The organism is Rathayibacter sp. VKM Ac-2803, from assembly GCF_009807175.1.
Classification (GTDB): Bacteria; Actinomycetota; Actinomycetes; order Actinomycetales; family Microbacteriaceae; genus Rathayibacter.
Genome location: NZ_WUCD01000001.1, coordinates 2,340,450 through 2,362,414, shown reverse-complemented (window position 1 = coordinate 2,362,414; position 21,965 = coordinate 2,340,450). Strand labels below are relative to the sequence as shown.

Sequence of the window (21,965 nt, the reverse complement as noted above, 5' to 3'; positions counted from 1 at the left end):
CACGAGAGTTGTGGCGGATCGGGACGTCGCTGGCCCGCGGTGGTGAGGGAGGTGCGGCTCCCCGATCGGGAGGGCCGTGTCTGCGAAGTGACGGAGGTGGCTGTCACGTCGGGTGGGTCGAGCTCAGTGGGAGCGAGTGCCGAGGGATCGAGCGCCGTGGGCGCGTGCAGGGTGATCGGGCGCCCGATCGATCACGTCCGGGTGGCAGCGCTTGTGGCGTCGGCCCCGCGTGATGATCGAGCGATCGTCGGGCACCCTCGGGGCGGTCACGGGCGGACCCGTGGCCTCCCTCAGGTGCGGGAGACCGTCGTCGTCTCGGCGTCGTCGCCGGAGTCGGCAGTGGTGGCGTGCGTCGGGTCGGAGTCGACGTCCTCGAATTCTACCGCAGCCGGGGCGGGCGTCCACTCGCGGCCGGGGCGGTAGGCGGAGGGCTCGCCTCCTGGGTGCTCGCGGCGCTGGATCTCGATCAGGACGAGCCCGATCACCACGGCGATCAGCGCGGCCCAGACGTTGGTCCGGATGCCCCAGAAGACCTCGCTGGGGTCGATGCGGATCGACTCGAACCAGATGCGGCCGACCCCGTACCAGATCAGGTAGGTGCCGAACACGGTGCCCCACTGCAGCCTGAACTTGCGCTCGAGCAGCAGGATGACGGCGATGCCGACGACGTTCCACACGATCTCGTAGAGGAACGTGGGGTGGAAGAGCGTCCCCTCGGGGAGGCCCTTCGGGAACGCCGGGTTGTCGGACGAGATCTCGAGACCCCAGGGAAGCGTCGTCGGCAGGCCGAACAGCTCGGCGTTGAACCAGTTCCCGATGCGGCCGAGCGCCTGCGCCGCGAGCATGCCGGGCGCGAGGGCGTCGGCGAAGGTCCAGAACCGGACTCCCGTCCACCGGCAGCCGATCCAGGCGCCGACGGCACCGCCGATCAGGCCGCCGAAGATCGCGTTGCCGCCGTTCCAGATCCGGATGACCTCCCACGGGTCGGCGCCCGCGTAGAAGTAGTCGCCGGGGTGGGTGAGCACGTGGAAGACCCGCGCTCCGACGATGCCGAGCGGGACCGCCCAGATGATGATGTCGAGCACGACCCACGGCTCGGCGCCGCGGCGCACCAGGCGCCGGTTCGTCATGATCGTGGCGGCGACGATGCCGAGGAGGATGCACAGCGCGTAGGCGTGGATCGAGAACGTGAAGGTCCCGATGGAGAAGTCGTACTGTCTCCACGCCTCGGGCGGGCTCGGGATGCTCAGCGGGAGGGACACCGTCAGGTCGACCTTTCGAAGGAGGGATGCCCGCGGGCGCGACGACAGCGCGCCCGGTGGGCATCCCGAGTGTAGTGGGAGCTCGTCAGCGAGCGGATGCGGCGCGCGTGCCCTCGGCGAGGCCCCGCGCGGTCTCGGCGACCGCGTCCACTCCCCCGGAGGCGAGCGCGCGGACGAGCGCCGAGCCGACGATGGCGCCGTCGGCGTAGGCGAGGATCTCGGCGACCTGCGCGCCGGTCGAGACGCCGACTCCGACGCAGGCGCTCTCGGAGCCGGCCGCGCGCAGCCGGTCGACGAGGGTCCGGGCGGCGCGGTCGACATCGGCGCGGGCGCCGGTGATGCCCATCGTCGAGACGGCGTAGACGAATCCGCGGCTCTGGCCGACGGCCTGGCGCAGGCGCTCGTCGGTCGAGGAGGGGGCGGCGAGGAACACGCGGTCGAGTCCGAGGCGCTCGGAGACGGCGATCCACTCCGCACCCTCGTCGGGAATGAGGTCGGGGGTGATGAGCCCCGAGCCGCCGGCCTCCGCGAGGTCGGTCGCGAACCGCTCGACGCCGTACTGCAGCACCGGGTTGTAGTAGGTCATCACGAGGACGGGCACGTCGACGCGGGCACGGATCTCGCGGACGGCCTCGAACCCGTGTCGCAGGCGGAACCCTCCGGCGATCGCGGCCTGGGTCGCCTCCTGGATGACCGGGCCGTCCATCACGGGGTCGGAGTAGGGCAGGCCGAGCTCGATCGCGTCGACGCCGTTCTCGGCCAGGGCGACCGCCGCGTCGATGCTCGTCGCCAGATCGGGGAAGCCGACGGGCAGGTAGCCGATCAGGGCGCCCGCCGCCTCGACGTTCCGCCGGCGGACGGTCTCGGCGACGCTCGGTCCGATGCCGCTCACGACTGCACCGCGCCCTGGTCCATCAGGCCGAAGTAGTGCGCGGCCGTGGTCATGTCCTTGTCGCCGCGACCGCTCAGGTTGACCAGGATGGTCGCCTCGGGGCCGAGCTCGCGACCGAGCTCGAGCGTGCCGGCGAGGGCGTGCGCGGACTCGATGGCGGGGATGATCCCCTCGGTGCGGCTGAGCAGCATCAGGGCGTCCATCGCGGCGGCGTCGGTGACGGCGCGGTAGTCGGCGCGGCCGATGCTCGCGAGCCAGGAGTGCTCGGGGCCGACGCCCGGGTAGTCGAGACCGGCCGAGATCGAGTGCGACTCGGTGGTCTGGCCGTCCTCGTCCTGCAGGAGGAAGGTGCGGGCGCCGTGCAGGACGCCGGGGCGGCCCTTGCTGATGGTCGCCGCGTGACGCGGGGTGTCGACTCCGTCGCCGCCGGCCTCGAAGCCGACGAGGCGCACCTCGGGGTCGTCGAGGAAGGCGTGGAAGATGCCCATCGCGTTCGAGCCGCCGCCGACGCAGGCGGTGACCGCGGTGGGCAGCGAGCCGGTGAGCTCGAGGACCTGCTCGCGCGCCTCCTCGCCGATGATCTTCTGGAAGTCGCGCACGAGGGCGGGGAACGGGTGCGGGCCCGCGACGGTGCCGAAGATGTAGTTGGTCGTCTCGACGTTGGTGACCCAGTCGCGCATCGCGTCGTTGATCGCGTCCTTGAGCGTCCGCGAGCCGGTCGTCACCGAGACGACCTCGGCGCCGAGCAGGCGCATCCGCGCGACGTTGAGCGCCTGGCGCTCGGTGTCGACCTCGCCCATGTAGACGACGCAGTCGAGCCCGAAGAGGGCCGCGGCGGTGGCGGCCGCGACACCGTGCTGACCGGCGCCGGTCTCGGCGATCACCCGGGTCTTGCCGATGCGCTTGGTCAGCAGCGCCTGGCCGAGCACGTTGTTGATCTTGTGCGAGCCGGTGTGGTTGAGGTCCTCGCGCTTGAGGATGATCCGTGCGCCGCCGGCGTGCTCGGCGAAGCGCGGCACCTCGGTGATGATCGAGGGGCGGCCCGTGTAGCTGCGGTGCAGCTCCATGAGCTCCGCCTGGAACGCGGGGTCGACCTTGGTGCGGTCGTACTCGGCGCTCAGTTCGTCGAGGGCCTCCACGAGGGACTCGGGGACGTAGCGTCCGCCGAAGTCGCCGAAGTAGGGACCGAGTTCATCCCGGAGTGCCATGGCAGTGCCGCCTATCAGTTGGGTGCCTGCACGCCGGGGAGGTCGCCCGCGCGCAGGAAGGAGTCGAGGGTCGAGACGGGGTCGCCGCCGGTGACGAGGGCCTCGCCGACGAGGACGACGTCGGCGCCGGAGCGGCGGTAGTGGGCGACGTCGTCGGCCGAGAGGACGGCCGACTCGGCCACCTTCACGGCGTCGGCGGGGAAGCGGTCGGCGAGTCGGCCGAAGAGGTCGCGGTCGAGCTCGAACGTCGAGAGATCGCGGGCGTTCACGCCGATGAGGCGGGCGCCGAGATCGGCCGCCCGGGCGAGCTCCTCGCCCGAGTGCGTCTCGACCAGCGGCGTCATGCCCAGCTCGAGCACGAGCCCGTGCAGCTCGCGCAGCACGCTCTGCTCGAGCGCCGCCACGATCAGGAGGACGAGGTCGGCCCCCGCGGCCCGCGCCTCGAGCACCTGGTAGGGCTCGGCGATGAAGTCCTTGCGGAGGACGGGGACGGACACGCGGGCGCGCACGGCCTCGAGGTCGGCAAGCGAGCCCTTGAACCGGCGCTCCTCGGTGAGGACGCTGATGGCGCCCGCTCCGCCGAGCTCGTACTGCGCGGCGAGGTGCGCGGGATCGGGGATCTCGGCCAGTGCGCCGCGCGAGGGGCTGGAGCGCTTCACCTCGGCGATGATCCGCACCCGCTCGGCGGGAGCGAGGGCGGCCAGCGCGTCGAGGGCGGGCGGACGCTCCGAGGCGCGGCGCTCGACGACGGCGAGGGGGACGCTCTCGCGGCGGCGGGCCGCATCGGCCAGGGCGCCGGCGGTCAGATCGGTCAGCACTCTACGCGCGCGCCTTCGGGTTGGCCTTGGCTCCGTTGACGCCGTAGCCCAGCCGGGCCATCACGACGCCGACGAGCAGGCCCACGACGACGAGGCCGGCGGAGAGCCACACGACGATCGCCTGATCGAAGAAGAAGGCGACGGTGCCGATCGTGAACCCGACCAGCATGATGACGATGGCCGTCCACGCTGCGGGCGAGTGGCCGTGGTTGTCGTCGTCGTGCTCGGTGCTCATGGGTCTCCTCCTGGACGTGCATCGGGACCCCAGCAGTCTAGCGTGCGGTGCCTGAGCGGCCCCGCCGGTGCAGGGGTCCTCAGCGGGCGGAGGTGGGGTCGTCGCCGCGCGACAGCTCGTCCCAGGAGACGACCGGGTCGATGCTGCCCTCCTCGGTCTCGACGGTCGACGCGCCGTGCCCGTAGCCGTCGGCCGGCTCGAATCGCGAGGCGCGCTTCTTCTTCGCGCCGGGCCAGCGGCGGACCGTCGCGATGACCACGACGCCGAGGACCGCGGTCACCACTCCGGCCACGAGGGCGACGATCGGCCAGGCGGTCGAGCCGGACGAGTCGACGAGCGCGGCGACCGACTCCTGCCCGGCGATCGCCGTCGCGTTCGTGACGAGCGACGACCCCGCCCGCACCGGGTCGCCGAGCGCGGTCGACGCGGCCAGCACGACCGATCCGCCGAGGACGACCTGCAGCACGCCGAGGACCACCCGGAAGGCGGGCCCGGCGATGGCGAGCGCGGCGGCCAGTGCCAGGCCGGCCAGCGCGAGGGCCGAGAGAGCGGGGGCGGCGACCGTGCCGACGACGGCGAGGGGCGTGCCGTCGCCGACGGTCGCGGCGAGGGTGAGGGTGAACCAGGTCTGGGTCGAGGAGGTGAGCTCGAGCGCCGCCAGCAGGACGATCCCGAGGATCACCGAGGACTTCAGGCGCCGACCGGTCATGCGCTCACTCCCTCGGCCGGAGGTCGGCGACCGGATCGAGCGGGTCGACGTCGAAGCAGGCGTGCGCTCCCGTGTGGCAGGCCGCACCGATCTGCTCGACCTGCACGAGGAGGGTGTCGGCGTCGCAGTCGAGCGCGGCGCCCCGCACGTACTGGGCGTGGCCGGAGGTGTCGCCCTTGCGCCAGTACTCCCGGCGGGAGCGCGACCAGAACGTCACGCGCCCCTCGGTCAGGGTGCGGCGGAGGGCCTCGCGGTCCATCCAGCCCATCATCAGCACCTCGCGGGTGTCGTGCTGCTGGATGATCGCGGGCAGCAGGCCGCTCGGGTCGAAGCTCGCGCGGTCGAGGACCTCGGCGAGGGCGGCGGGGGTCATCGGCGGATCTCGATCCCGGAGTCGTCGAGGGCGCGCTTCACGTCGCCGATCGTGAGCTCGCGATTGTGGAAGACGGAGGCGGCGAGCACGGCGTCGGCGCCGGCCTCGATGGCGGGGGCGAAGTGGTCGACGGCGCCGGCGCCTCCGGAGGCGATCACCGGGACAGTGCTCAGCTCGCGCACGGCGGCGATGAGCTCGAGGTCGAAGCCCTGCTTGGTGCCGTCGGCGTCGATGGAGTTGACCAGCAGCTCGCCCGCGCCGCGCTCGACGGCCTCGCTCGCCCAGGCGAGAGCGTCGAGGTCGGTCTCGCGGCGACCGCCGTGGGTCGTGACGACGAAGCCCGACGCGGCCGCGTCACTCCGCTTCACGTCGAGCGAGAGCACCAGCACCTGCGCCCCGAAGACGTCGGCGATCTCGCCGATCAGCTCGGGTCGGGCGATGGCGGCCGAGTTGACGCCGACCTTGTCGGCGCCGTGAGCGAGCAGGCGCGACACGTCGTCGACGCCGCGGACACCGCCGCCGACCGTCAGCGGGATGAAGACCTGCTCGGCGGTCGCGCGGACGACGTCGTAGGTGGTGGAGCGGTCGTCGACCGTGGCGGTGACGTCGAGGAAGGTCAGCTCGTCGGCGCCCTGCTCGAAGTAGAGGCGGGCGAGCTCGACGGGGTCTCCCGCATCGCGCAGGTTCTGGAAGTTGACGCCCTTGACCACGCGCCCGGCGGCGACGTCGAGGCAGGGGATGACGCGGACGGCGAGGCTCACGGCGCCTCCCTAGAGCCGAGCGGCGTGGATCGATGTGACGAGGATCGCGCGGGCGCCCAGATCGTAGAGGCGGTCCATCACCTGGTTCATGTCGGCACGGGTGACCATGACGCGGACGGCCAGCCACTCGGGGTCGTGCAGCGGCGAGACGGTCGGCGACTCGAAGCCCGGAGCGATGGCCGTGGCCTCCTCGAGGAGCGACGCGGGGCAGTCGTAATCGAGCAGCACGTACTCGCGCGCGACGAGCACGCCCTGCAGGCGCCGCAGCAGCACGGGGATGCCCGCCGGCTCGCCCGCGGCGGAGACCAGGACGGCGGTGGAGTCGAGGATCACCGGGCCGAAGATCTCGAGGCCCGCCTTGCGGAGCGTGGTGCCGGTCTCGACGACGTCGGCGATCACGTCCGCGACACCGAGCTGGATGGCCGACTCGACGGCTCCGTCGAGGCGGATGAGGGTGACCTCGACGCCGTGCTCGCGGAGGAAGCCGCCGACCAGTCCGGGGTAGCTGGTCGCGACGCGCAGGCCGTCGATCTGCTCGAGCGAGCTGTAGCGACCGGCGGGGCCGGCGAAGCGGAACGTCGAGTCCGCGAAGCCCAGGCTCGCGATCTCGCGCGCCTGGGAGCCGGAGTCGATGAGCAGGTCGCGCCCCGTCACTCCGACATCGAGGGCGCCGGATCCCACGTAGGTCGCGATGTCGCGCGGGCGGAGGTAGAAGAACTCGACCCCGTTGCGCTCGTCGACGACGTGCAGCTCCTTGGGGTCGCGACGGCCGACGTAGCCGGCCTCGGCCAGCATCTGACCGGCGGTCTCGGAGAGGGAGCCCTTGTTGGGCACGGCCACGCGCAGGAGTGCGGTCGCGGCGGGAGGGGTGGTGGTCACGGGGAGTCCTCGAGAGCTCGACGGTGGATCGGTGGGCGCGGGCCTCCCGGCGCGCGGAGCGTGGTGGCGCGTCGGCGCCGAGCGACGACGCACCCCCGAGAGGGTGCTCACAGATGCCGGTAGACGTCGGCGGTCGACAGGCCCTTCGCCAGCATCAGCACCTGCAGGTGGTAGAGCAGCTGCGAGATCTCCTCGGCCGTGCGCTCGTCGCCCTCGTACTCGGCGGCCATCCAGACCTCGGCTGCCTCCTCGACGATCTTCTTGCCGATGAAGTGCACCCCGGCGTCGAGCTCGCGGACGGTGCCCGAGCCCGCGGGACGGGCGGCGGCCTTCTCGCCCAGCTCGGCGAAGAGGTCGTCGAAAGTTTTCACCCGGGAAGTCTATACGCCGCGGGTGGCGGGGCGGCGCGGGGTGCGCGCGGTCTGCAGGAGCACGTGCGGTCTGCAGGAGCGTCCGGCCGGTCAGTGCCGGTGCAGGTGCGCGGTCGCGGTGTCGCGCAGGGCGGCGATGGCGGCCTCCGGGTCATCGGCGCCGAAGACGGCGGAGCCGGCGACGAAGGTGTCGGCGCCCGCCTCGGCGGCGATCTCGATCGTGCCGGGGGCGATCCCTCCGTCGACCTGGAGCCAGACGTCGAGCCCGGTCCGCTCGACCGCGGCGCGGAGCGCGTGCAGCTTCGGCATCGTCTCGGCCATGAACGACTGGCCGCCGAAGCCGGGCTCGACCGTCATCACGAGCACCTGGTCGAACTCGGGCAGCAGGTCGAGGTAGTCGTCGACCGGGGTGCCGGGCTTCAGGGCGATGCCCGCGCGCGACCCGATCTCGCGGAGGCGGCGCGCCAGGGCGACGGCGTCGCGGGCGGCCTCGGCGTGGAAGGTGACCGAGTAGGCGCCCGTCTCGGCGTAGCCCGGTGCCCAGCGGTCGGGGTCGTCGATCATGAGGTGCACGTCGAGCGGGCGCGGCGACACCTCCTGGAGGCGCTGCACCATGGGCAGCCCGAAGGTGAGGTTCGGGACGAAGTGGTTGTCCATCACGTCGACATGCACCAGATCGGCCGTCGAGATCCGCTGCAGCTCGGCCTCGAAGTTGACGAAGTCGGCGGACAGGATGCTGGGGTTGATCCGTGCGGGCATGACTCCCAGCCTAGGCGGGGCGACCCGGCTCCCTCATCCTCGGGGACCCTCGCGGGGCGGGTCAGGAGTCGGTGCGACGCAGGATCTGGATGAACATGGCGTCGGTGCCGTGGCGGTGCGGCCAGAGCTGGACGTGCGAGCCGGACCCGCCGAGCGGGAGGGGCTCGCGGGTGACGCTCCGGAGGATCCCGGGGGTGTCGACGAGCTCCAGCGCGCCCGGGTGCCGCTCCTCGGCCAGCGCGAGGACGCGACGGGTCTCGCCGAGGTGCGGCGAGCAGGTGACGTAGGCGAGCAGTCCGCCCGGTGCGAGCGCCTCGAGTGCGGCGTCGAGCAGCTCGCCCTGCAGCTCGGCCAGCTGCGCGACATCCTCGGCCGACTTGCGCCAGCGCGCCTCCGGACGGCGTCGCAGCGCGCCGAGACCCGTGCACGGGGCGTCGAGGAGGATGCGGTCGAACTCCCCCGAGTGCTCGCGGCCGATCTCGCGGCCGTCGCCGACGCGCACCTCGACCGACGGATCGACGGCCGCCAGCGCCTGGCGCACCAGACCCGCTCGCGCCGGCACCACCTCGTTGGCGAGGAGCGTCGCTCCCCCGCCGCGCGCCTCCGCGGCGAGCAGCGCGGCCTTGCCGCCCGGGCCGGCGCAGAGGTCGAGCCAGCGCTCGCCGGGGGTGATCGGGCGCGCGCGGGAGAGGGCGAGGGCCGCCAGCTGCGAGCCCTCGTCCTGCACGCGGACCCGGCCGTCGTGGACGGCGGGGAACGCCTCCGGATCGCCGCCGGTGCTCACCAGGCCCACCGGCGAGTAGCGGTCGGCCTCGGCGTCGGGCAGCTCGGCCGCCTCGGCGAGACCGGGAAGCGCCACCAGGTTCACCCGGGGGGCGGCGTTGTCGGAGGCGAGCAGCGCGTCGAGCTCGTCGGCCGCGCCCTCCGCGGCGAGGGCTCGGCGCAGGGCCTTCACGATCCAGGCCGGGTGCGAGCTCAGGGCGGCGAGGCGGTCGTCGCCGGAGGTGGCGGCGGTCGAGACGCGGGTGCCCCACTCCTCGGCGCTCGAGCGCGAGACCGCGCGCAGGACCGCGTTCGCGAAGGCGACGGCGCCGCGCGAGGATCCCGCGGCGACCAGCGCCACGCTCTCGTTGACGGCGGCGTGCGCGGCGACGCGGGTGCCCAGGAGCTGGTGAACGCCCAGCCGCAGGGCGTCGAGCACGGGCGCGTCGATCGCGTCGACGGCGCGGCCCGCGGCCAGGGCGATGACCCGGTCGTAGTAGCCGGAGAGGCGCAGTGTGCCGTAGCAGAGCTCGGTCGCGAGTCCGGCGTCGGCGGGAGAGAGGCCCGCGGCGCGGATCCTCGCCGGCAGCACGAGATTCGCGTAGGCGTCGGAGCCGCTCACCGCGAGGAGGACGTCGTAGGCGACCTGGCGCGCGGGTGCCACGGCGCTCACGCGAGCACCGCGCTCTCGCGCAGGCCGCGCGCCCACGCGGCGCCGGGCATCGGGTTCTTGCCCGCCGGCTGGACGCTCACGAGCTCGACGGCCCCGTCGGCGGTGCCGACCAGCGCGCGGCCGACGTCGAGGCGCACCTCCCCCTGGGCGAGCTGCGGCGCCTCGGCGACCGCCCGCAGGGCGAGCACCTTGACCCGCAGGTCGCCCAGCGAGGTGGAGGCACCGGGCTCGGGCGTCACTCCGCGGACGAGGGCGAGGACCTGCGACGACGACCGGCTCCAGTCCAAGCGCCCGTCCGTCACGTCGAGCTTGGGGGCGAGGGTGACCTCGCCGGTCTGCGGCACGGCGACGGCGCGGCCCGCGGCGAGGTCGTCGACGACGGAGACGGTGAGAGCCGCGCCGGAGTCGGCCAGCACGTCGAGCAGCTCGCCCGCCGAGCGGCCGTCGACCTCCTCCGAGATCTCGGCGTAGACGTCGCCGGCGTCGAGCTCGGCGACCAGCTGGAACACGCTCGCGCCGATCGGCGACTCCCCCGCCATCAGCGCGCGCTGCACCGGCGCGGCACCCCGCCAGCGCGGGAGCAGCGAGAAGTGCAGGTTGATCCAGCCGAGTCGCGGCACGGCCAGGAGGCGCGCCCGCACGAGACCGCCGTACGCGACGATCACGCCGAGGTCGGGCTCGAGCGCCGCGATCCGGTCGGTGACGGCCTCGTCGAGCCGGTTCGCCCGCAGCAACGGCAGCCCGAGCTCCTCGGCGACGGCGGCGACCGGCGACAGAGTGAGCACGCGCTTCCGGCCCACCGGGGCGTCCTCGCGCGTCACGACCGCGACGATCTCGTGCTCGGAGGCGTCGAGGGCGCGCAGGGTCGGGACGGCGGCGGCCGGCGTGCCGGCGAAGACGAGGCGCACGAGGGGCTCCTGGGGTCAGAGGATGTCGGGATCGTCGAGGCGCACGCGGAGCTTGGGGGCCGGGCGGAAGCGGCCCGGCGTGGTCGGCGGGCGGCGGCGACGGGTGGCGTTGCGGATGACCGCGGCCCGCAGGCGGGCGGCCACCTCTGCTCCGCGAGCGTAGTCGAAGCGCACGATGGCCCGGACGGAGCCGTCCTCGAGGCCGACCGGCCCGAGCACCTCGTGACGATCCGCCTCGTCGAGCGTCTCGAGCGCCTCCGCGACGGCGTGCGCATCGCCGCTGACGGTCGCGAGCCGCACCGCGGGCGGGAAGCGGAGCGCCCGGCGCTCGACCAGCTCGCCGCGGAGGTACTCGGCCTGCCGCCAGGTCGCGAGCGCGGTGGCGAGACGGCCGCCGACGCCGACCAGGAGCACCGGGGCGCCGGGGCGGGCGAGCGCGGCGGCGTTCGACCAGGTGCGCAGGGCGTCGTCGGCGACCCGCAGGCTCTCGCGGGCGAGCATCCGCTCGCCGTCGAGCAGGAGCACGGCGTGGTAGCCGCCGTCGGCTCGGGGCTCCGCTCCGCGGGTGGCGACGACGAGCGCGGGCTCGTCGGGGAGGGTCAGAACGGGCCGCTGTCCGTCGGCGACGACGACCTTCGCCCCGGGGAACGCGCGCCCGAGCTCCTCGGCGGTGCGCCCGGCACCGAGGGTGACCAGCCGGAGCGTCGTGGCCTCGCAGACCGAGCACGTCCACTCCGCTGCGATCAGCCCGCACCAGCCGCAGCTCGGCCGGGCGCCGGCAGCGTGGACGCCGAGCGGACCCTGGCAGCGGTTGCAGCGCGCCACCGTGCGGCAGCGGGCGCACGCGACGACCGGCGCGTAGCCGGGCCGAGCGACCTGGACGAGCACCGGACCGGAGTCGAGGCCCGCCCGCGCCTGGCGCCAGGCCGAGGAGGGGATGCGCGCCGCCGCGTCGTGCTCGTCGGCCGCGGACTGCTGGGCGGTCGGCACCACGTGCGGTCGCCTCGACGGGCGCGGCCCGACCTCGGCGGCGAAGCCGATCTCGACGAGTCGCTCGACGTCGACCGTCCGGGTGTTGCCGAGCAGCACCAGGCCTGCTCCGCTCTGCTCCTGGCGCACCAGGGCCACGTCGCGGGCGTGCGCGTACGGAGCGAGCGGCTCGGCGAAGAGCGGATCGCCGTCGTCCCACAGCGCTATCAGGCCGAGTGCGGACGAGGGCGCGTACAGGACGGAGCGGTTGCCGACGACGACCCGCGGTCCGGGCCGGAGGCAGCTGAGGAACGCGGCGTAGCGCCCGGCGCCCTTCTGCCGGGCGTCGAGGCGCACCATCGCGTCGCTCGGAACGGTCTCGGCGAGGGCGAGTTCGAGCTGCTCCTGATCGCGGTAGTCGGGGACGGCGAGGATCGCGTCGCGCCCCGTCGCGAGCGTGTCGCGGGCCAGCTCGGCGAGGGTGAGCGCCCAGCCGCCGACCCAGGCTCCGGAGTCGAGGCGCACCGGGGTCGGAACGGAGGCGACCGCCAGCCTTCCGCCGTCCGCGAGCGGGGCGAACGCGTCGGCCGGGTACCCGGAGACGCCGCCCGCCTCGACGGGCGCCGCGCCGTCGACGGCCTCGGCCGCGAGGAAGGCGCGCTCGACCCGCACGTGCCTCCGGGGCACAGCGAGCCGCAGCACGTCGCTCGCCCCGCCGGACGCGCGGTCGGCCACCCGTCGGGCCAGGGCCCAGACCTCGGGCGTGAGCACCGGCAGCGGCGACACGAGCTCCTCGAGCTCGCTCAGCGCTCCCACGTGCTCGGAGCCCTCGCCCACCTCGACGACGAAGGCGTCGGCGATGCGGCCGCCGGTCCGCAGGGGGACGCGCACGCGCACGCCCGGCCGCACCTCGGCCCGCAGCGCCTCGGGGATCGCGTAGTCGAGCAGCCGATCGAGCTGCGGCAGCGGGGAGTCGAGCAGCACCCGCGCGACGAATCCCGCCGGAGCAGCGGCGTCCGCCATCACGGGGCTCGCTACGACAGACCCGCCGCGGAGCGGAGGTCGTCGACGCGGTCGAGGCGCTCCCAGGTGAAGTCGGGCAGCTCGCGGCCGAAGTGGCCGTAGACCGAGGTCTGGGAGTAGATCGGGCGGAGGAGGTCGAGGGCGTGGATGATCGCCGCGGGGCGCAGGTCGAAGACCGAGCGGATCGCCTCGGTGATCAGCTCGTCCGACACCCTCCCCGTGCCGAACGTCTCGACGTAGAGGCCGACGGGTGCCGCCTTGCCGATGGCGTACGCGACCTGCACCTCCATCCGGGAGGCGAGACCCGCGGCGACGGCGTTCTTCGCGACCCAGCGCATCGCGTAGGCGGCCGAGCGGTCGACCTTCGACGGGTCCTTGCCCGAGAAGGCGCCACCGCCGTGACGCGAGGCGCCGCCGTAGGTGTCGACGATGATCTTGCGGCCGGTGAGCCCGGCGTCGCCCTGCGGGCCGCCGATCTCGAAGCGGCCGGTCGGGTTGATGAGCAGGCGGACCGCCGAGGAGTCGAGATCGACCGTCTCGAGCACGGGGCGGATGACGTGCGACTCGATGTCGGCGTGGATCTGCTCGGTGCTCACGTGCTCGGAGTGCTGGGTCGAGAGCACGACCGTGTCGATCGACCGGGGCGTCGTGCCCTCGTAGCCGATGGTCACCTGGGTCTTGCCGTCGGGCCGGAGGTAGTCGAGCTCGCCCGACTTGCGGACGGCGGCGAGGCGCTCGGCCAGGCGGTGCGAGAGCCAGCTCGGCAGCGGCATGTACTCGGGGGTCTCGTCGGTCGCGAAGCCGAACATCAGGCCCTGGTCGCCGGCGCCCTGGCGGTCGAACACGTCGTCGTCGGCGGAGTCGGTGCGCACCTCGAGGGCGGTGTCGACTCCGGCGGCGATCTCGGGCGACTGCTGGCCGATCGAGATCGAGACGCCGCAGGAGCGGCCGTCGAAGCCCTTCTCGGAGGAGTCGTAGCCGATCTCGACGATCGTGTCGCGGACGATCTTGGGGATCTCGACGTAGCCCGAGGTCGATACCTCGCCCGCGACGTGCACGAGACCGGTCGTCACGAGCGTCTCGACGGCGACCCGGCTGTGCGGGTCCTCGCGGAGCAGGGCGTCGAGGATGCGGTCCGAGATCTGGTCGCAGATCTTGTCGGGGTGGCCCTCGGTCACGGACTCGGAGGTGAACAGGCGGAGGGGTCCGGAGGTCATGGGGTCAGCGTCTCTCTTCGTGCCGGGTCGTGTCGTGCCGGAGGTTCTCGTGCCGGATCTTCTCGCCCCTGTATCGAGGCGCTTCCGCGCCACGGCGGAGCGTTCTCGCGCCCGCGGACGGCGTGGCCGCGCCGAGGAGGCGCGGCTCCAGGACCCGTCGAACGGGCGGGGCGTCGGTCAGCGCGCGACCACGTCGAGGACGCGATCGGCGACCGACGACTTGGTGCCGGAAGCCTCGATCACTATATCTCCGGCCCGATCGAGGACCACGACGGTATTGCTGTCGCTCTGGAAGCCCTCGCTCCAGCCGACCCTGTTGAGGACGAGCAGATCGCAGCCCTTGCGCGCGATCTTGGCGCGCCCGAGCTCCAGCATCGCCTCGCGTCCGGGCTCGGTCTCGGCGGCGAATCCGACGATCAGCTGGCCTGCGGTCTTCGCGGCCGAGATCTCGGCCAGGATGTCGGGGTTCTTGACCAGCTCGAGGACCAGGCGGTCGCCCTGCTGCTCCTTCTTGATCTTCGCCTCGGCCACGCTCGCGGGCCGGTAGTCGGCGACCGCGGCGGCCATGATGACGATGTCGGCGTCCCTCACGGCCGCGAGCACCGCGTCGCGCAGCTCGAGCGCCGTGCCGACGCCGCTGACGTCGATCCCGCGCGGCGCCTCGATGTCGAGGTTCGCGGCGATGACGCTCACCTGCGCGCCGCGGGCGGCCGCCGCGACGGCGAGGGCCACGCCCTGGCGCCCGCTGGAGCGGTTTCCCACGAAGCGGACCGGGTCGAGGGGCTCGCGGGTGCCACCGGCGGTGACGAGGACGCGGAGTCCCTCGAGGTCGCGGCGCGCTCCGGTGGAGCGGGCGTGCACCGCGAGGGCCTCGGCGACGATCGTCGCGGGCTCCTCCATGCGGCCGGCTCCGGAGTCGGTGCCCGTCAGCTGGCCCACCGCGGGGCCGACGACGTGCACGCCGCGCGAGCGGAGGGTCTCCATGTTGGCGACGGTCGCGGCGTTGGCCCACATCTCGGTGTGCATCGCCGGAGCGACGACGACCGGGGCCGTGGAGGCGAGGACGGTGTTGCCGAGCAGGTCGTCGGCGAGGCCGGTCGCGAGCTTGGCGAGCGTGTGCGCCGTCGCCGGTGCGATGACGATGAGGTCGGCCGCCTGCCCGATGGCGACGTGGCGGACCTCGGCGACGCCCTCGTAGAGCTCGGTGTGGACGGCGTTCCGGGAGATCGCCTCCAGCGTCGGCTTGCCCACGAAGCGCAGGGCGGCCTCGGTGGCCACGACGTGGACGTCGTGACCCTCGAGGACCAGGGCGCGCACGACTCCGACGGCCTTGTAGGCGGCGATGCCGCCGGTGATCCCGACGACGACGTTCAGCCGCGCCGCGGCCTTCCGCGAGGTGCGCACCCGGTCGTGCTACTCGGCCAGCGGAGCTGCGACGAGCTTGTCCTCGTTGATCTCGTGCAGAGCGACCGAGAGCGGCTTGTCGTCGATGGTCGAGTCGACCAGCGGGCCGACGTTGTCGAACAGGCTGCCCTCGTGGAGGTCGGCGTAGTAGTCGTTGATCTGGCGCGCGCGCTTGGAGGCGAAGATGACGAGCGCGTACTTCGAGTCGACCTTCGAGAGCAGCTCGTCGATGGGCGGGTCGATGATGCCGAGGTTGTTGGCCATGGTGTCTCCTTGTTTGGGCTGATCAGCGCTGTGCGGGGCACCAGCGCCGATCTGCGGCTCCGGAGCGGCACGGCGCGAGGTGACGGGGGCGTGAGCCCTGCGGCACCGGGGCGTCGGCCCGGAGGTGGTCGGTGGCCCGGGTCTCAGCGACCCGCGTCGGCGGGTGCGCCGTCGGCACGAGGCGACATCAATTCTACGACCTCGCGGGCCGCTTCGGGCACGGTGCTGTTCACCACCGCGAAATCGAACTCGTCCTGCGCCGCGAGCTCGACGCGTGCGGTGGCGAGACGGCGCTCCTGCTCCTCCGGGCTCTCGGTGCCGCGGCCGACGAGCCGGCGGACGAGTTCGTCCCAGCTGGGCGGGAGGAGGAACACCAGGCGGGCGTCCGGCATCCGCTCGCGCACCTGGCGCGCACCCTGGATGTCGATCTCGAGCATCACCTGCCGGCCCTGCGCGAGAGCGGCGTCGATCGGTCCGCGCGGGGTGCCGTAGCGGTAGGCGTTGTGCACCGTCGCGTACTCGAGGAACTCCCCCGCCTCGATCATGCGGTCGAACGCGGCGTCGTCGACGAAGTAGTAGCTCACTCCGTCGATCTCGCCGGGGCGCGGCGAGCGGGTCGTCGCCGAGACCGAGAGCAGGACGTCGGGGTAGTTCTCGCGGATGTAGGTCGAGACCGTGCCCTTGCCGACGGCGGTCGGGCCGGCGAGCACGACGAGGCGGTTGCGCTCGGTGCGGCGCTGGCGCGCCTCCCGCTGCTCGAGGAACCCGTGCAGGCCCTCGACCTGGCGGCGCCCGAGACCGCCGAGGCGCTTCGACGGCGCGATCTGCAGCTGCTCCATCACGCGCGGAGTCTTGACCACCCCGAGTGCGGGGACGGCGCGCAGCAGGTCGGTGACGCGCATCCGCCCCTCGACCCCGGTCGGGTCGGCCTGCGCCGCGGCGAGGACGGCGGTCGCGAGGCGTGCACCGGAGGCCACGTCCCGCTTGACCTCGGCGCGTGCGCGACGGGCCGCGATCGCCGCCTCCGACGCGGCGCGGCGGTCCACCTCGGGCGGGGACGGGCGGCGGCCGGCCGGCTCGGCACTCGATGCCTCGGAGCCCTGCGCATCGACACTCTGGGGGCTGACGGTTTCAGCGGACAAGGGTCTCCTGGATGTGTGTGGCGCGTCGGTCGATCTCGGCGGCGATCCCCTGGGGGCCCGCTCCGAGGACACTGCGCGACTCGCTGACGATCGTCGCCGCGGCCAGCTCACCGAAGAGCCGCGACGCGTCGGCGACCGCCGCACCCTGGTGGCCGAAGCCGGGAGCCAGGACCGGGAGTGCGGGGCGCCGGAGCGAGGCGGTGTCGATGCCGAAGTCGCCGAGGGCGACGGTGGCCCCGAGCACCACGCCGATCGAGCCGATCGACGAGCGCGCGTGTTCCTCGTTCCAGGATGCCACGTCGGCCAGCACCGCGCTGGCCAGGGGGGAGCCGCTGCGGACGCCGTCCTGGACGATCGCGCGCTGGATCGGCGCCGCCTCCGGATTGGAGGTCGCGGCCAGGACGAAGACACCCTTGCCCGTCTCCTCCGCGAGGGCGAGCATCCCGTCGAGCGAGCCGAGTCCCTGGTAGGCCGAGGCTGTCATCGCGTCGGCCTCGAGCGGCGATCCCGGCCGGAGCCAGGCCTCGGCGTACGCCGTGACGCTCGTGCCGATGTCGCCGCGCTTGACGTCGGCGATCACCAGCAGGCCGGCCGCGCGCGCATCGGCGAGGACCCGCTCGAGGGCGAGGTACCCGGCCGAGCCGTGCCGCTCGAAGAACGCCACCTGCGGCTTGACGACGCCCACCCGACCGGCCGAGGCCTCGACCACGGCGCGGCCGAAGCTCTCGAGCCCGGCCGCGTCGTCGGAGAGGCCCCACGCGTCGAGCAGGAACGCGTGCGGATCGATCCCCACGCACAGCTGCCCGTGGGCGTCGAACGCCCGCCCGAGGCGCTCCCCGAACGACGTCACGCCGTGCGCTCCGACCGGCGCAGCGCGTAGTCCTGCAGGCTGGTCACCTCGAACGGCTCGGCGGCCGCATCGAGCGACGCCACCGCGGCCGCCAGCTGGGCGATCGTGGTGAACAGCGGCTTGTCGGCGGCGACCGCGGCGGCCCGGATCTCGTAGCCGTCGGCGCGGGAGGCGCCTCCGCTGGGCGTGTTGATCACGACGTCGACCTCGTCGCGGCTCACGAGCTCGACGATCGACGGCGCGTCGTCGACGGCCTCCTCGCTGTACTTGCGCACCACGCGGGCCTGGATGCCGTTGCGGTTGAGCACCTCCGCGGTGCCCTCGGTGGCGAGGATCTCGAAGCCGAGCTGGCGGAGCCGGAGCGCCGGCAGCACGATCGCGCGCTTGTCGCGGTCGGCGACCGAGATGAACACGGTGCCGCTCGCGGGCATGCCGCCGTACGCCGCGTCCTGGCTCTTCGCGAAGGCGCGCGGGAAGTCGCGGTCGATGCCCATGACCTCGCCGGTCGAGCGCATCTCGGGGCCGAGCAGCGAGTCGACGATCTGGCCGTCCTTGGTGCGGAAGCGCTTGAACGGCAGGACCGCCTCCTTCACGGCGATCGGCGAGTCCATCGGCACGTCGGAGCCGTCGCGCTCGGGCAGCAGACCCTCAGCCTTGAGCTCGGCGATCGTCTCGCCGACCATCAGGCGCGAGGCGGCCTTCGCGAGCGGGATGCCGAGCGCCTTCGAGACGAACGGGACGGTGCGGGAGGCGCGCGGGTTCGCCTCGAGGACGTAGAGCACGCCCTGGCCGATCGCGAACTGCACGTTGAGCAGCCCGCGGACACCGATGCCCTGCGCGATGGCGAGGGTCGCCTCCCGGACGCGGTCGATCTGCGTGCGGCCGAGGGTCACGGGAGGCAGGGTGCACGCGGAGTCGCCGGAGTGGATCCCGGCTTCCTCGATGTGCTCCATCACGCCGCCGATGTAGAGCTGCTCGCCGTCGAAGAGGGCGTCGACGTCGATCTCGATCGCGTCGTCGAGGAAGCGGTCGACCAGCAGCGGGTGGGTGGCGTCGATGATGCCCTGGCCCGCCATCCGGTCGAAGTAGTCCTCGAGCTGGTCGGTGCTGTAGACGATCTCCATGCCGCGGCCGCCGAGGACGAACGAGGGGCGCACGAGCACGGGGAAGCCGATGCCGGCCGCGACCTCGAGGGCACCGTCGAGATCGGTCGCGGTGCCGTTCTTCGGGGCGAGCAGGCCCGCCTCGTCGAGGATCCGCGAGAACGCGCCGCGCTCCTCCGCGAGGTCGATCGCCGCCGGAGTGGTGCCGAGGATCGGCACGCCCGCCGCCTCGAGGCCGCCCGCGAGGCTGAGGGCGGTCTGGCCGCCGAGCTGCACGACGACGCCGACGAGCTCGCCCGACTGCGACTCGGCGTGGATGACCTCGAGGACGTCCTCGAGCGTGAGCGGCTCGAAGTAGAGCCGGTCGGAGGTGTCGTAGTCGGTCGAGACCGTCTCGGGGTTGCAGTTGATCATGATCGTCTCGTAGCCGGCGGCCGAGAGGGCGAACGAGGCGTGCACGCAGGAGTAGTCGAACTCGACTCCCTGCCCGATCCGGTTGGGGCCCGAGCCGAGGATGACGACCTTGCGGCGGTCGGCCGCGACGACCTCGGTCTCCTCGTCGTACGACGAGTAGTGGTACGGAGTGAGCGCCGGGAACTCCCCCGCGCAGGTGTCGACGGTCTTGTAGACCGGGCGCACGTCCAGGTAGTAGCGGAGGCGGCGCACCTCGGCCTCGTCGAGTCCGCGCAGCTGAGCGATCTGCACGTCCGAGAAGCCGTGGTCCTTCGCCAGGCGCAGGACGCCCGCGTCGAGCGATGCGGCGTCGCGGACGAGGTCGGCGATCTCGTTGATCAGCACGATCTGGTCGAGGAACCACGGATCGATCTTGGTCGCCTCGAACGCCTGCTCGGCAGTCGCGCCCGCGCGCAGCGCCTGCTGCACGGTCACGATCCGGCCGTCGGTCGGGGTCTTCGAGATCTCGAGCAGCTCGTCGGCCGAGCGCGACTCGTCGCCCCAGTGGAACGAGGAGCCGCGCTTCTCGAGCGAGCGGAGCGCCTTCTGCAGCGCCTGGGCGTAGTTGCGGCCGATGGCCATCGCCTCTCCGACCGACTTCATGGTCGTGGTGAGGGTCGGATCGGCGGCCGGGAACTTCTCGAAGGCGAACCGGGGCACCTTGACGACGACGTAGTCGAGCGTCGGCTCGAAGCTCGCGGGCGTCACCTTGGTGATGTCGTTCGGGATCTCGTCGAGGCGGTAGCCGATCGCGAGCTTCGCGGCGATCTTGGCGATCGGGAAGCCGGTGGCCTTGGACGCGAGCGCCGACGAGCGGGAGACGCGCGGGTTCATCTCGATCACGATGATGCGGCCGTCGGCCGGGTCGACCGCGAACTGGATGTTGCAGCCGCCGGTGTCCACGCCCACGTCGCGGATGATCTGGATGCCGATGTCGCGCATCTTCTGGTACTCGCGGTCGGTCAGGGTCAGCGCCGGGGCGACCGTGATCGAGTCGCCGGTGTGCACGCCGACCGGGTCGACGTTCTCGATGGAGCAGACCACCACGACGTTGTCGGCCGTGTCGCGCATCAGCTCGAGCTCGTACTCCTTCCAGCCGAGGATCGACTCCTCGAGGAGCACCTCGGTGGTCGGGCTCTGGTGCAGTCCGTCGCCGACCATCCGCACGAGCTCCTCGCGGGTGTACGCGAAGCCGGAGCCGAGGCCACCCATGGTGAAGGACGGGCGGATGACGAGCGGGTAGCCGAGGTCCTCGGCGTACTCCACCGCCTCCTCCACCGTGTGCGCGATGTACGACCTGGCGACGCCGGCGCCCGCGTCGAGCACGAGCTGCTTGAAGATCTGACGGTCCTCGCCGCGGTTGATCGCCTCGAAGCTCGCGCCGATCAGCTCGACGTCGTACTTCTCGAGGATCCCGAGGTCGTGCAGCTGGATCGCGGCGTTCAGCGCGGTCTGGCCGCCGAGGGTCGGCAGGATCGCATCCGGCTTCTCCTTGGCGATGATCGCCTCGATGGCCTTCGGCGTGATCGGCTCGACGTAGGTCGCGTCGGCGAAGTCGGGGTCGGTCATGATCGTCGCCGGGTTCGAGTTGACGAGGATGACGCGGACGCCCTCCTCGCGCAGCACGCGGCAGGCCTGGGTGCCCGAGTAGTCGAACTCGACCGCCTGGCCGATGACGATCGGCCCGGAGCCGATCACGAGGACGCTCTTGATGTCTTCTCTGCGGGGCATCAGTTCTGGTCTCCGGAGTCGCTGGTGGAAAGGGGCTCGGCGCCGTCCTGCTCTGCCGTGCGCTGCACGACCATGGCGCGGAAGCGGTCGAAGAGGTAGTTGGAGTCGTGCGGGCCGGCCGCCGCCTCCGGGTGGTACTGGACCGAGAAGGCGGGGATGTCGAGGCAGCGCAGGCCCTCGACGACCGAGTCGTTGAGGCTGTAGTGGCTGACCTCGACGCGGCCGAAGCCCTCGGGCGAGTCGAGCTCGCCGTCGATCGGCGCGTCGACCGCGAAGCCGTGGTTCTGCGCGGTGATCTCGACGCGGCCGGTCAGCTTGTCGAGGACCGGCTGGTTGATCCCGCGGTGCCCGAACGGCAGCTTGTAGGTGCCGAAGCCGAGGGCGCGGCCGAGCAGCTGGTTGCCGAAGCAGATGCCGAAGAAGGGCAGGTCGGCGCGCAGCGTGGTGCGCAGCAGCTCCACGTGGCGGTCGGACGCCTCCGGGTCGCCGGGGCCGTTCGAGAAGAACAGCGCGGAGGGGTCGAGCTCGAGCACCTGCTCGGCGGTGACCGACTCGGGCAGCACGTGAACGTCGAAGCCGCGCTCCGAGAGGTAGTTGACGGTCGAGGTCTTGACGCCCAGGTCGATCACGGCGACGGAGCCGACCCGCTCGCCCTGAGCGGGCACGGTGTACTGCTCGTCGGTCGAGACCGCGGAGGAGAGGTTGAGGCCCTCCATCTGCGCGCCGCCGAGCACCAGCGCGAGCTGCTCCTCGGCGGGCAGGGCGAGGTCGTCGCCCGAGAAGACGCCCGAGCGCATCGATCCGGCCGAGCGGATGTGGCGGGTGATCGCCCGGGTGTCGACGCCCGAGATGCCGACGATGCCGTCGGCCTCGAGGTCGTCGTCGAGCGAGCGCTGCGCGCGGAAGTTCGAGACGACGCGGGAGGGATCGCGGACGACGTAGCCGGCGACCCAGATGCGGCGCGACTCCCTGTCCTCGTCGTTGGTCCCGGTGTTGCCGATGTGCGGGGCGGTCTGCACGACGATCTGCCCGGCGTAGGACGGGTCGGTGAGCGTCTCCTGGTAGCCGGTCATGCCGGTCGCGAAGACGATCTCACCGAGCGTGCGGCCGCGCGCGCCGTAGGCCTGACCCGAGAATCGTCGCCCGTCCTCGAGAACGAGGACGGCGGTGGGTTCGGTGCTGAGGCGTGTGGTTGGCAC

The 21,965-nt window shown here is 72.8% G+C and carries 21 protein-coding genes; all 21 read right to left on the bottom strand.

Going from position 1 to position 21,965, the window contains the following annotated elements; all coding sequences use genetic code 11:
• Positions 1–290: 290 nt before the first annotated feature.
• Positions 291–1,262 (bottom strand): prolipoprotein diacylglyceryl transferase, encoded by a 972-nt coding sequence (gene lgt / locus GRS96_RS11005; RefSeq protein WP_235021808.1) that lies wholly within the window; start codon positions 1,260–1,262, stop codon positions 291–293.
• An 85-nt stretch (positions 1,263–1,347) separates the two neighbouring features.
• Positions 1,348–2,154 carry a tryptophan synthase subunit alpha gene (gene trpA, locus GRS96_RS11000; protein ID WP_159853437.1) on the bottom strand — a complete coding sequence of 269 codons (807 nt, stop codon included), beginning with the start codon at positions 2,152–2,154 and terminating at the stop codon, positions 1,348–1,350.
• Positions 2,151–3,362, bottom strand: a complete 1,212-nt coding sequence (trpB, locus tag GRS96_RS10995) for a tryptophan synthase subunit beta (RefSeq protein WP_159988472.1) — start codon at positions 3,360–3,362, stop codon at positions 2,151–2,153. Before trpB ends, trpA begins: the two co-directional genes overlap by 4 nt.
• 14 nt (positions 3,363–3,376) lie before the next feature.
• A complete protein-coding gene (gene trpC, locus GRS96_RS10990) occupies positions 3,377–4,180 on the bottom strand; it encodes an indole-3-glycerol phosphate synthase TrpC (protein WP_159853433.1) in 804 nt (267 codons plus the stop codon).
• A 1-nt stretch (position 4,181) separates the two neighbouring features.
• Positions 4,182–4,415, bottom strand: coding sequence for a DUF6704 family protein (locus tag GRS96_RS10985; RefSeq protein WP_159853431.1), 234 nt, complete (start codon positions 4,413–4,415; stop codon positions 4,182–4,184).
• Between the two features lie 79 nt (positions 4,416–4,494).
• Positions 4,495–5,124 (bottom strand): Trp biosynthesis-associated membrane protein, encoded by a 630-nt coding sequence (locus GRS96_RS10980; RefSeq protein ID WP_159853429.1) that lies wholly within the window; start codon positions 5,122–5,124, stop codon positions 4,495–4,497.
• Between the two features lie 4 nt (positions 5,125–5,128).
• Complete coding sequence (gene hisI, locus GRS96_RS10975; protein WP_159988471.1) at positions 5,129–5,497, bottom strand: phosphoribosyl-AMP cyclohydrolase; 369 nt, start codon at positions 5,495–5,497, stop codon at positions 5,129–5,131.
• Positions 5,494–6,258, bottom strand: coding sequence for an imidazole glycerol phosphate synthase subunit HisF (gene hisF, locus GRS96_RS10970; RefSeq protein WP_159853425.1), 765 nt, complete (start codon positions 6,256–6,258; stop codon positions 5,494–5,496). The genes hisI and hisF overlap by 4 nt, the downstream gene beginning before the upstream one ends.
• Before the next feature lie 9 nt (positions 6,259–6,267).
• Positions 6,268–7,137, bottom strand: a complete 870-nt coding sequence (hisG, locus tag GRS96_RS10965) for an ATP phosphoribosyltransferase (RefSeq protein ID WP_204162075.1) — start codon at positions 7,135–7,137, stop codon at positions 6,268–6,270.
• A gap of 107 nt (positions 7,138–7,244) precedes the next feature.
• On the bottom strand, positions 7,245–7,508 hold the full coding sequence (locus tag GRS96_RS10960) for a phosphoribosyl-ATP diphosphatase (RefSeq protein ID WP_159853423.1): 264 nt from the start codon (positions 7,506–7,508) through the stop codon (positions 7,245–7,247).
• A 90-nt stretch (positions 7,509–7,598) separates the two neighbouring features.
• On the bottom strand, positions 7,599–8,267 hold the full coding sequence (gene rpe / locus GRS96_RS10955; RefSeq protein WP_159853421.1) for a ribulose-phosphate 3-epimerase: 669 nt from the start codon (positions 8,265–8,267) through the stop codon (positions 7,599–7,601).
• 61 nt (positions 8,268–8,328) lie between these two features.
• Positions 8,329–9,702 (bottom strand): RsmB/NOP family class I SAM-dependent RNA methyltransferase, encoded by a 1,374-nt coding sequence (locus GRS96_RS10950; RefSeq protein WP_236553618.1) that lies wholly within the window; start codon positions 9,700–9,702, stop codon positions 8,329–8,331.
• Positions 9,699–10,610: a methionyl-tRNA formyltransferase gene (locus GRS96_RS10945; protein WP_236553617.1), complete on the bottom strand. Its 912-nt coding sequence runs from the start codon at positions 10,608–10,610 to the stop codon at positions 9,699–9,701. Before GRS96_RS10945 ends, GRS96_RS10950 begins: the two co-directional genes overlap by 4 nt.
• Positions 10,611–10,625: 15 nt before the next feature.
• Positions 10,626–12,602, bottom strand: coding sequence for a primosomal protein N' (locus tag GRS96_RS10940; RefSeq protein WP_159853419.1), 1,977 nt, complete (start codon positions 12,600–12,602; stop codon positions 10,626–10,628).
• Positions 12,603–12,613: 11 nt separating this feature from the next.
• A complete protein-coding gene (gene metK, locus GRS96_RS10935; RefSeq protein WP_159853417.1) occupies positions 12,614–13,819 on the bottom strand; it encodes a methionine adenosyltransferase in 1,206 nt (401 codons plus the stop codon).
• Between the two features lie 177 nt (positions 13,820–13,996).
• Complete coding sequence (gene coaBC / locus GRS96_RS10930) at positions 13,997–15,193, bottom strand: bifunctional phosphopantothenoylcysteine decarboxylase/phosphopantothenate--cysteine ligase CoaBC (RefSeq protein ID WP_159989312.1); 1,197 nt, start codon at positions 15,191–15,193, stop codon at positions 13,997–13,999.
• 39 nt (positions 15,194–15,232) lie between these two features.
• Entirely contained in the window at positions 15,233–15,487 is a 255-nt protein-coding gene (gene rpoZ / locus GRS96_RS10925; RefSeq protein WP_159853415.1) for a DNA-directed RNA polymerase subunit omega, read from the bottom strand.
• A gap of 143 nt (positions 15,488–15,630) precedes the next feature.
• Positions 15,631–16,533: a guanylate kinase gene (gene gmk / locus GRS96_RS10920; protein WP_236553688.1), complete on the bottom strand. Its 903-nt coding sequence runs from the start codon at positions 16,531–16,533 to the stop codon at positions 15,631–15,633.
• An 85-nt stretch (positions 16,534–16,618) separates the two neighbouring features.
• A complete protein-coding gene (gene pyrF / locus GRS96_RS10915) occupies positions 16,619–17,479 on the bottom strand; it encodes an orotidine-5'-phosphate decarboxylase (RefSeq protein WP_159988469.1) in 861 nt (286 codons plus the stop codon).
• Complete coding sequence (carB, locus tag GRS96_RS10910) at positions 17,476–20,766, bottom strand: carbamoyl-phosphate synthase large subunit (protein WP_159988468.1); 3,291 nt, start codon at positions 20,764–20,766, stop codon at positions 17,476–17,478. Before carB ends, pyrF begins: the two co-directional genes overlap by 4 nt.
• Complete coding sequence (gene carA, locus GRS96_RS10905; RefSeq protein WP_159853407.1) at positions 20,766–21,965, bottom strand: glutamine-hydrolyzing carbamoyl-phosphate synthase small subunit; 1,200 nt, start codon at positions 21,963–21,965, stop codon at positions 20,766–20,768. Before carA ends, carB begins: the two co-directional genes overlap by 1 nt.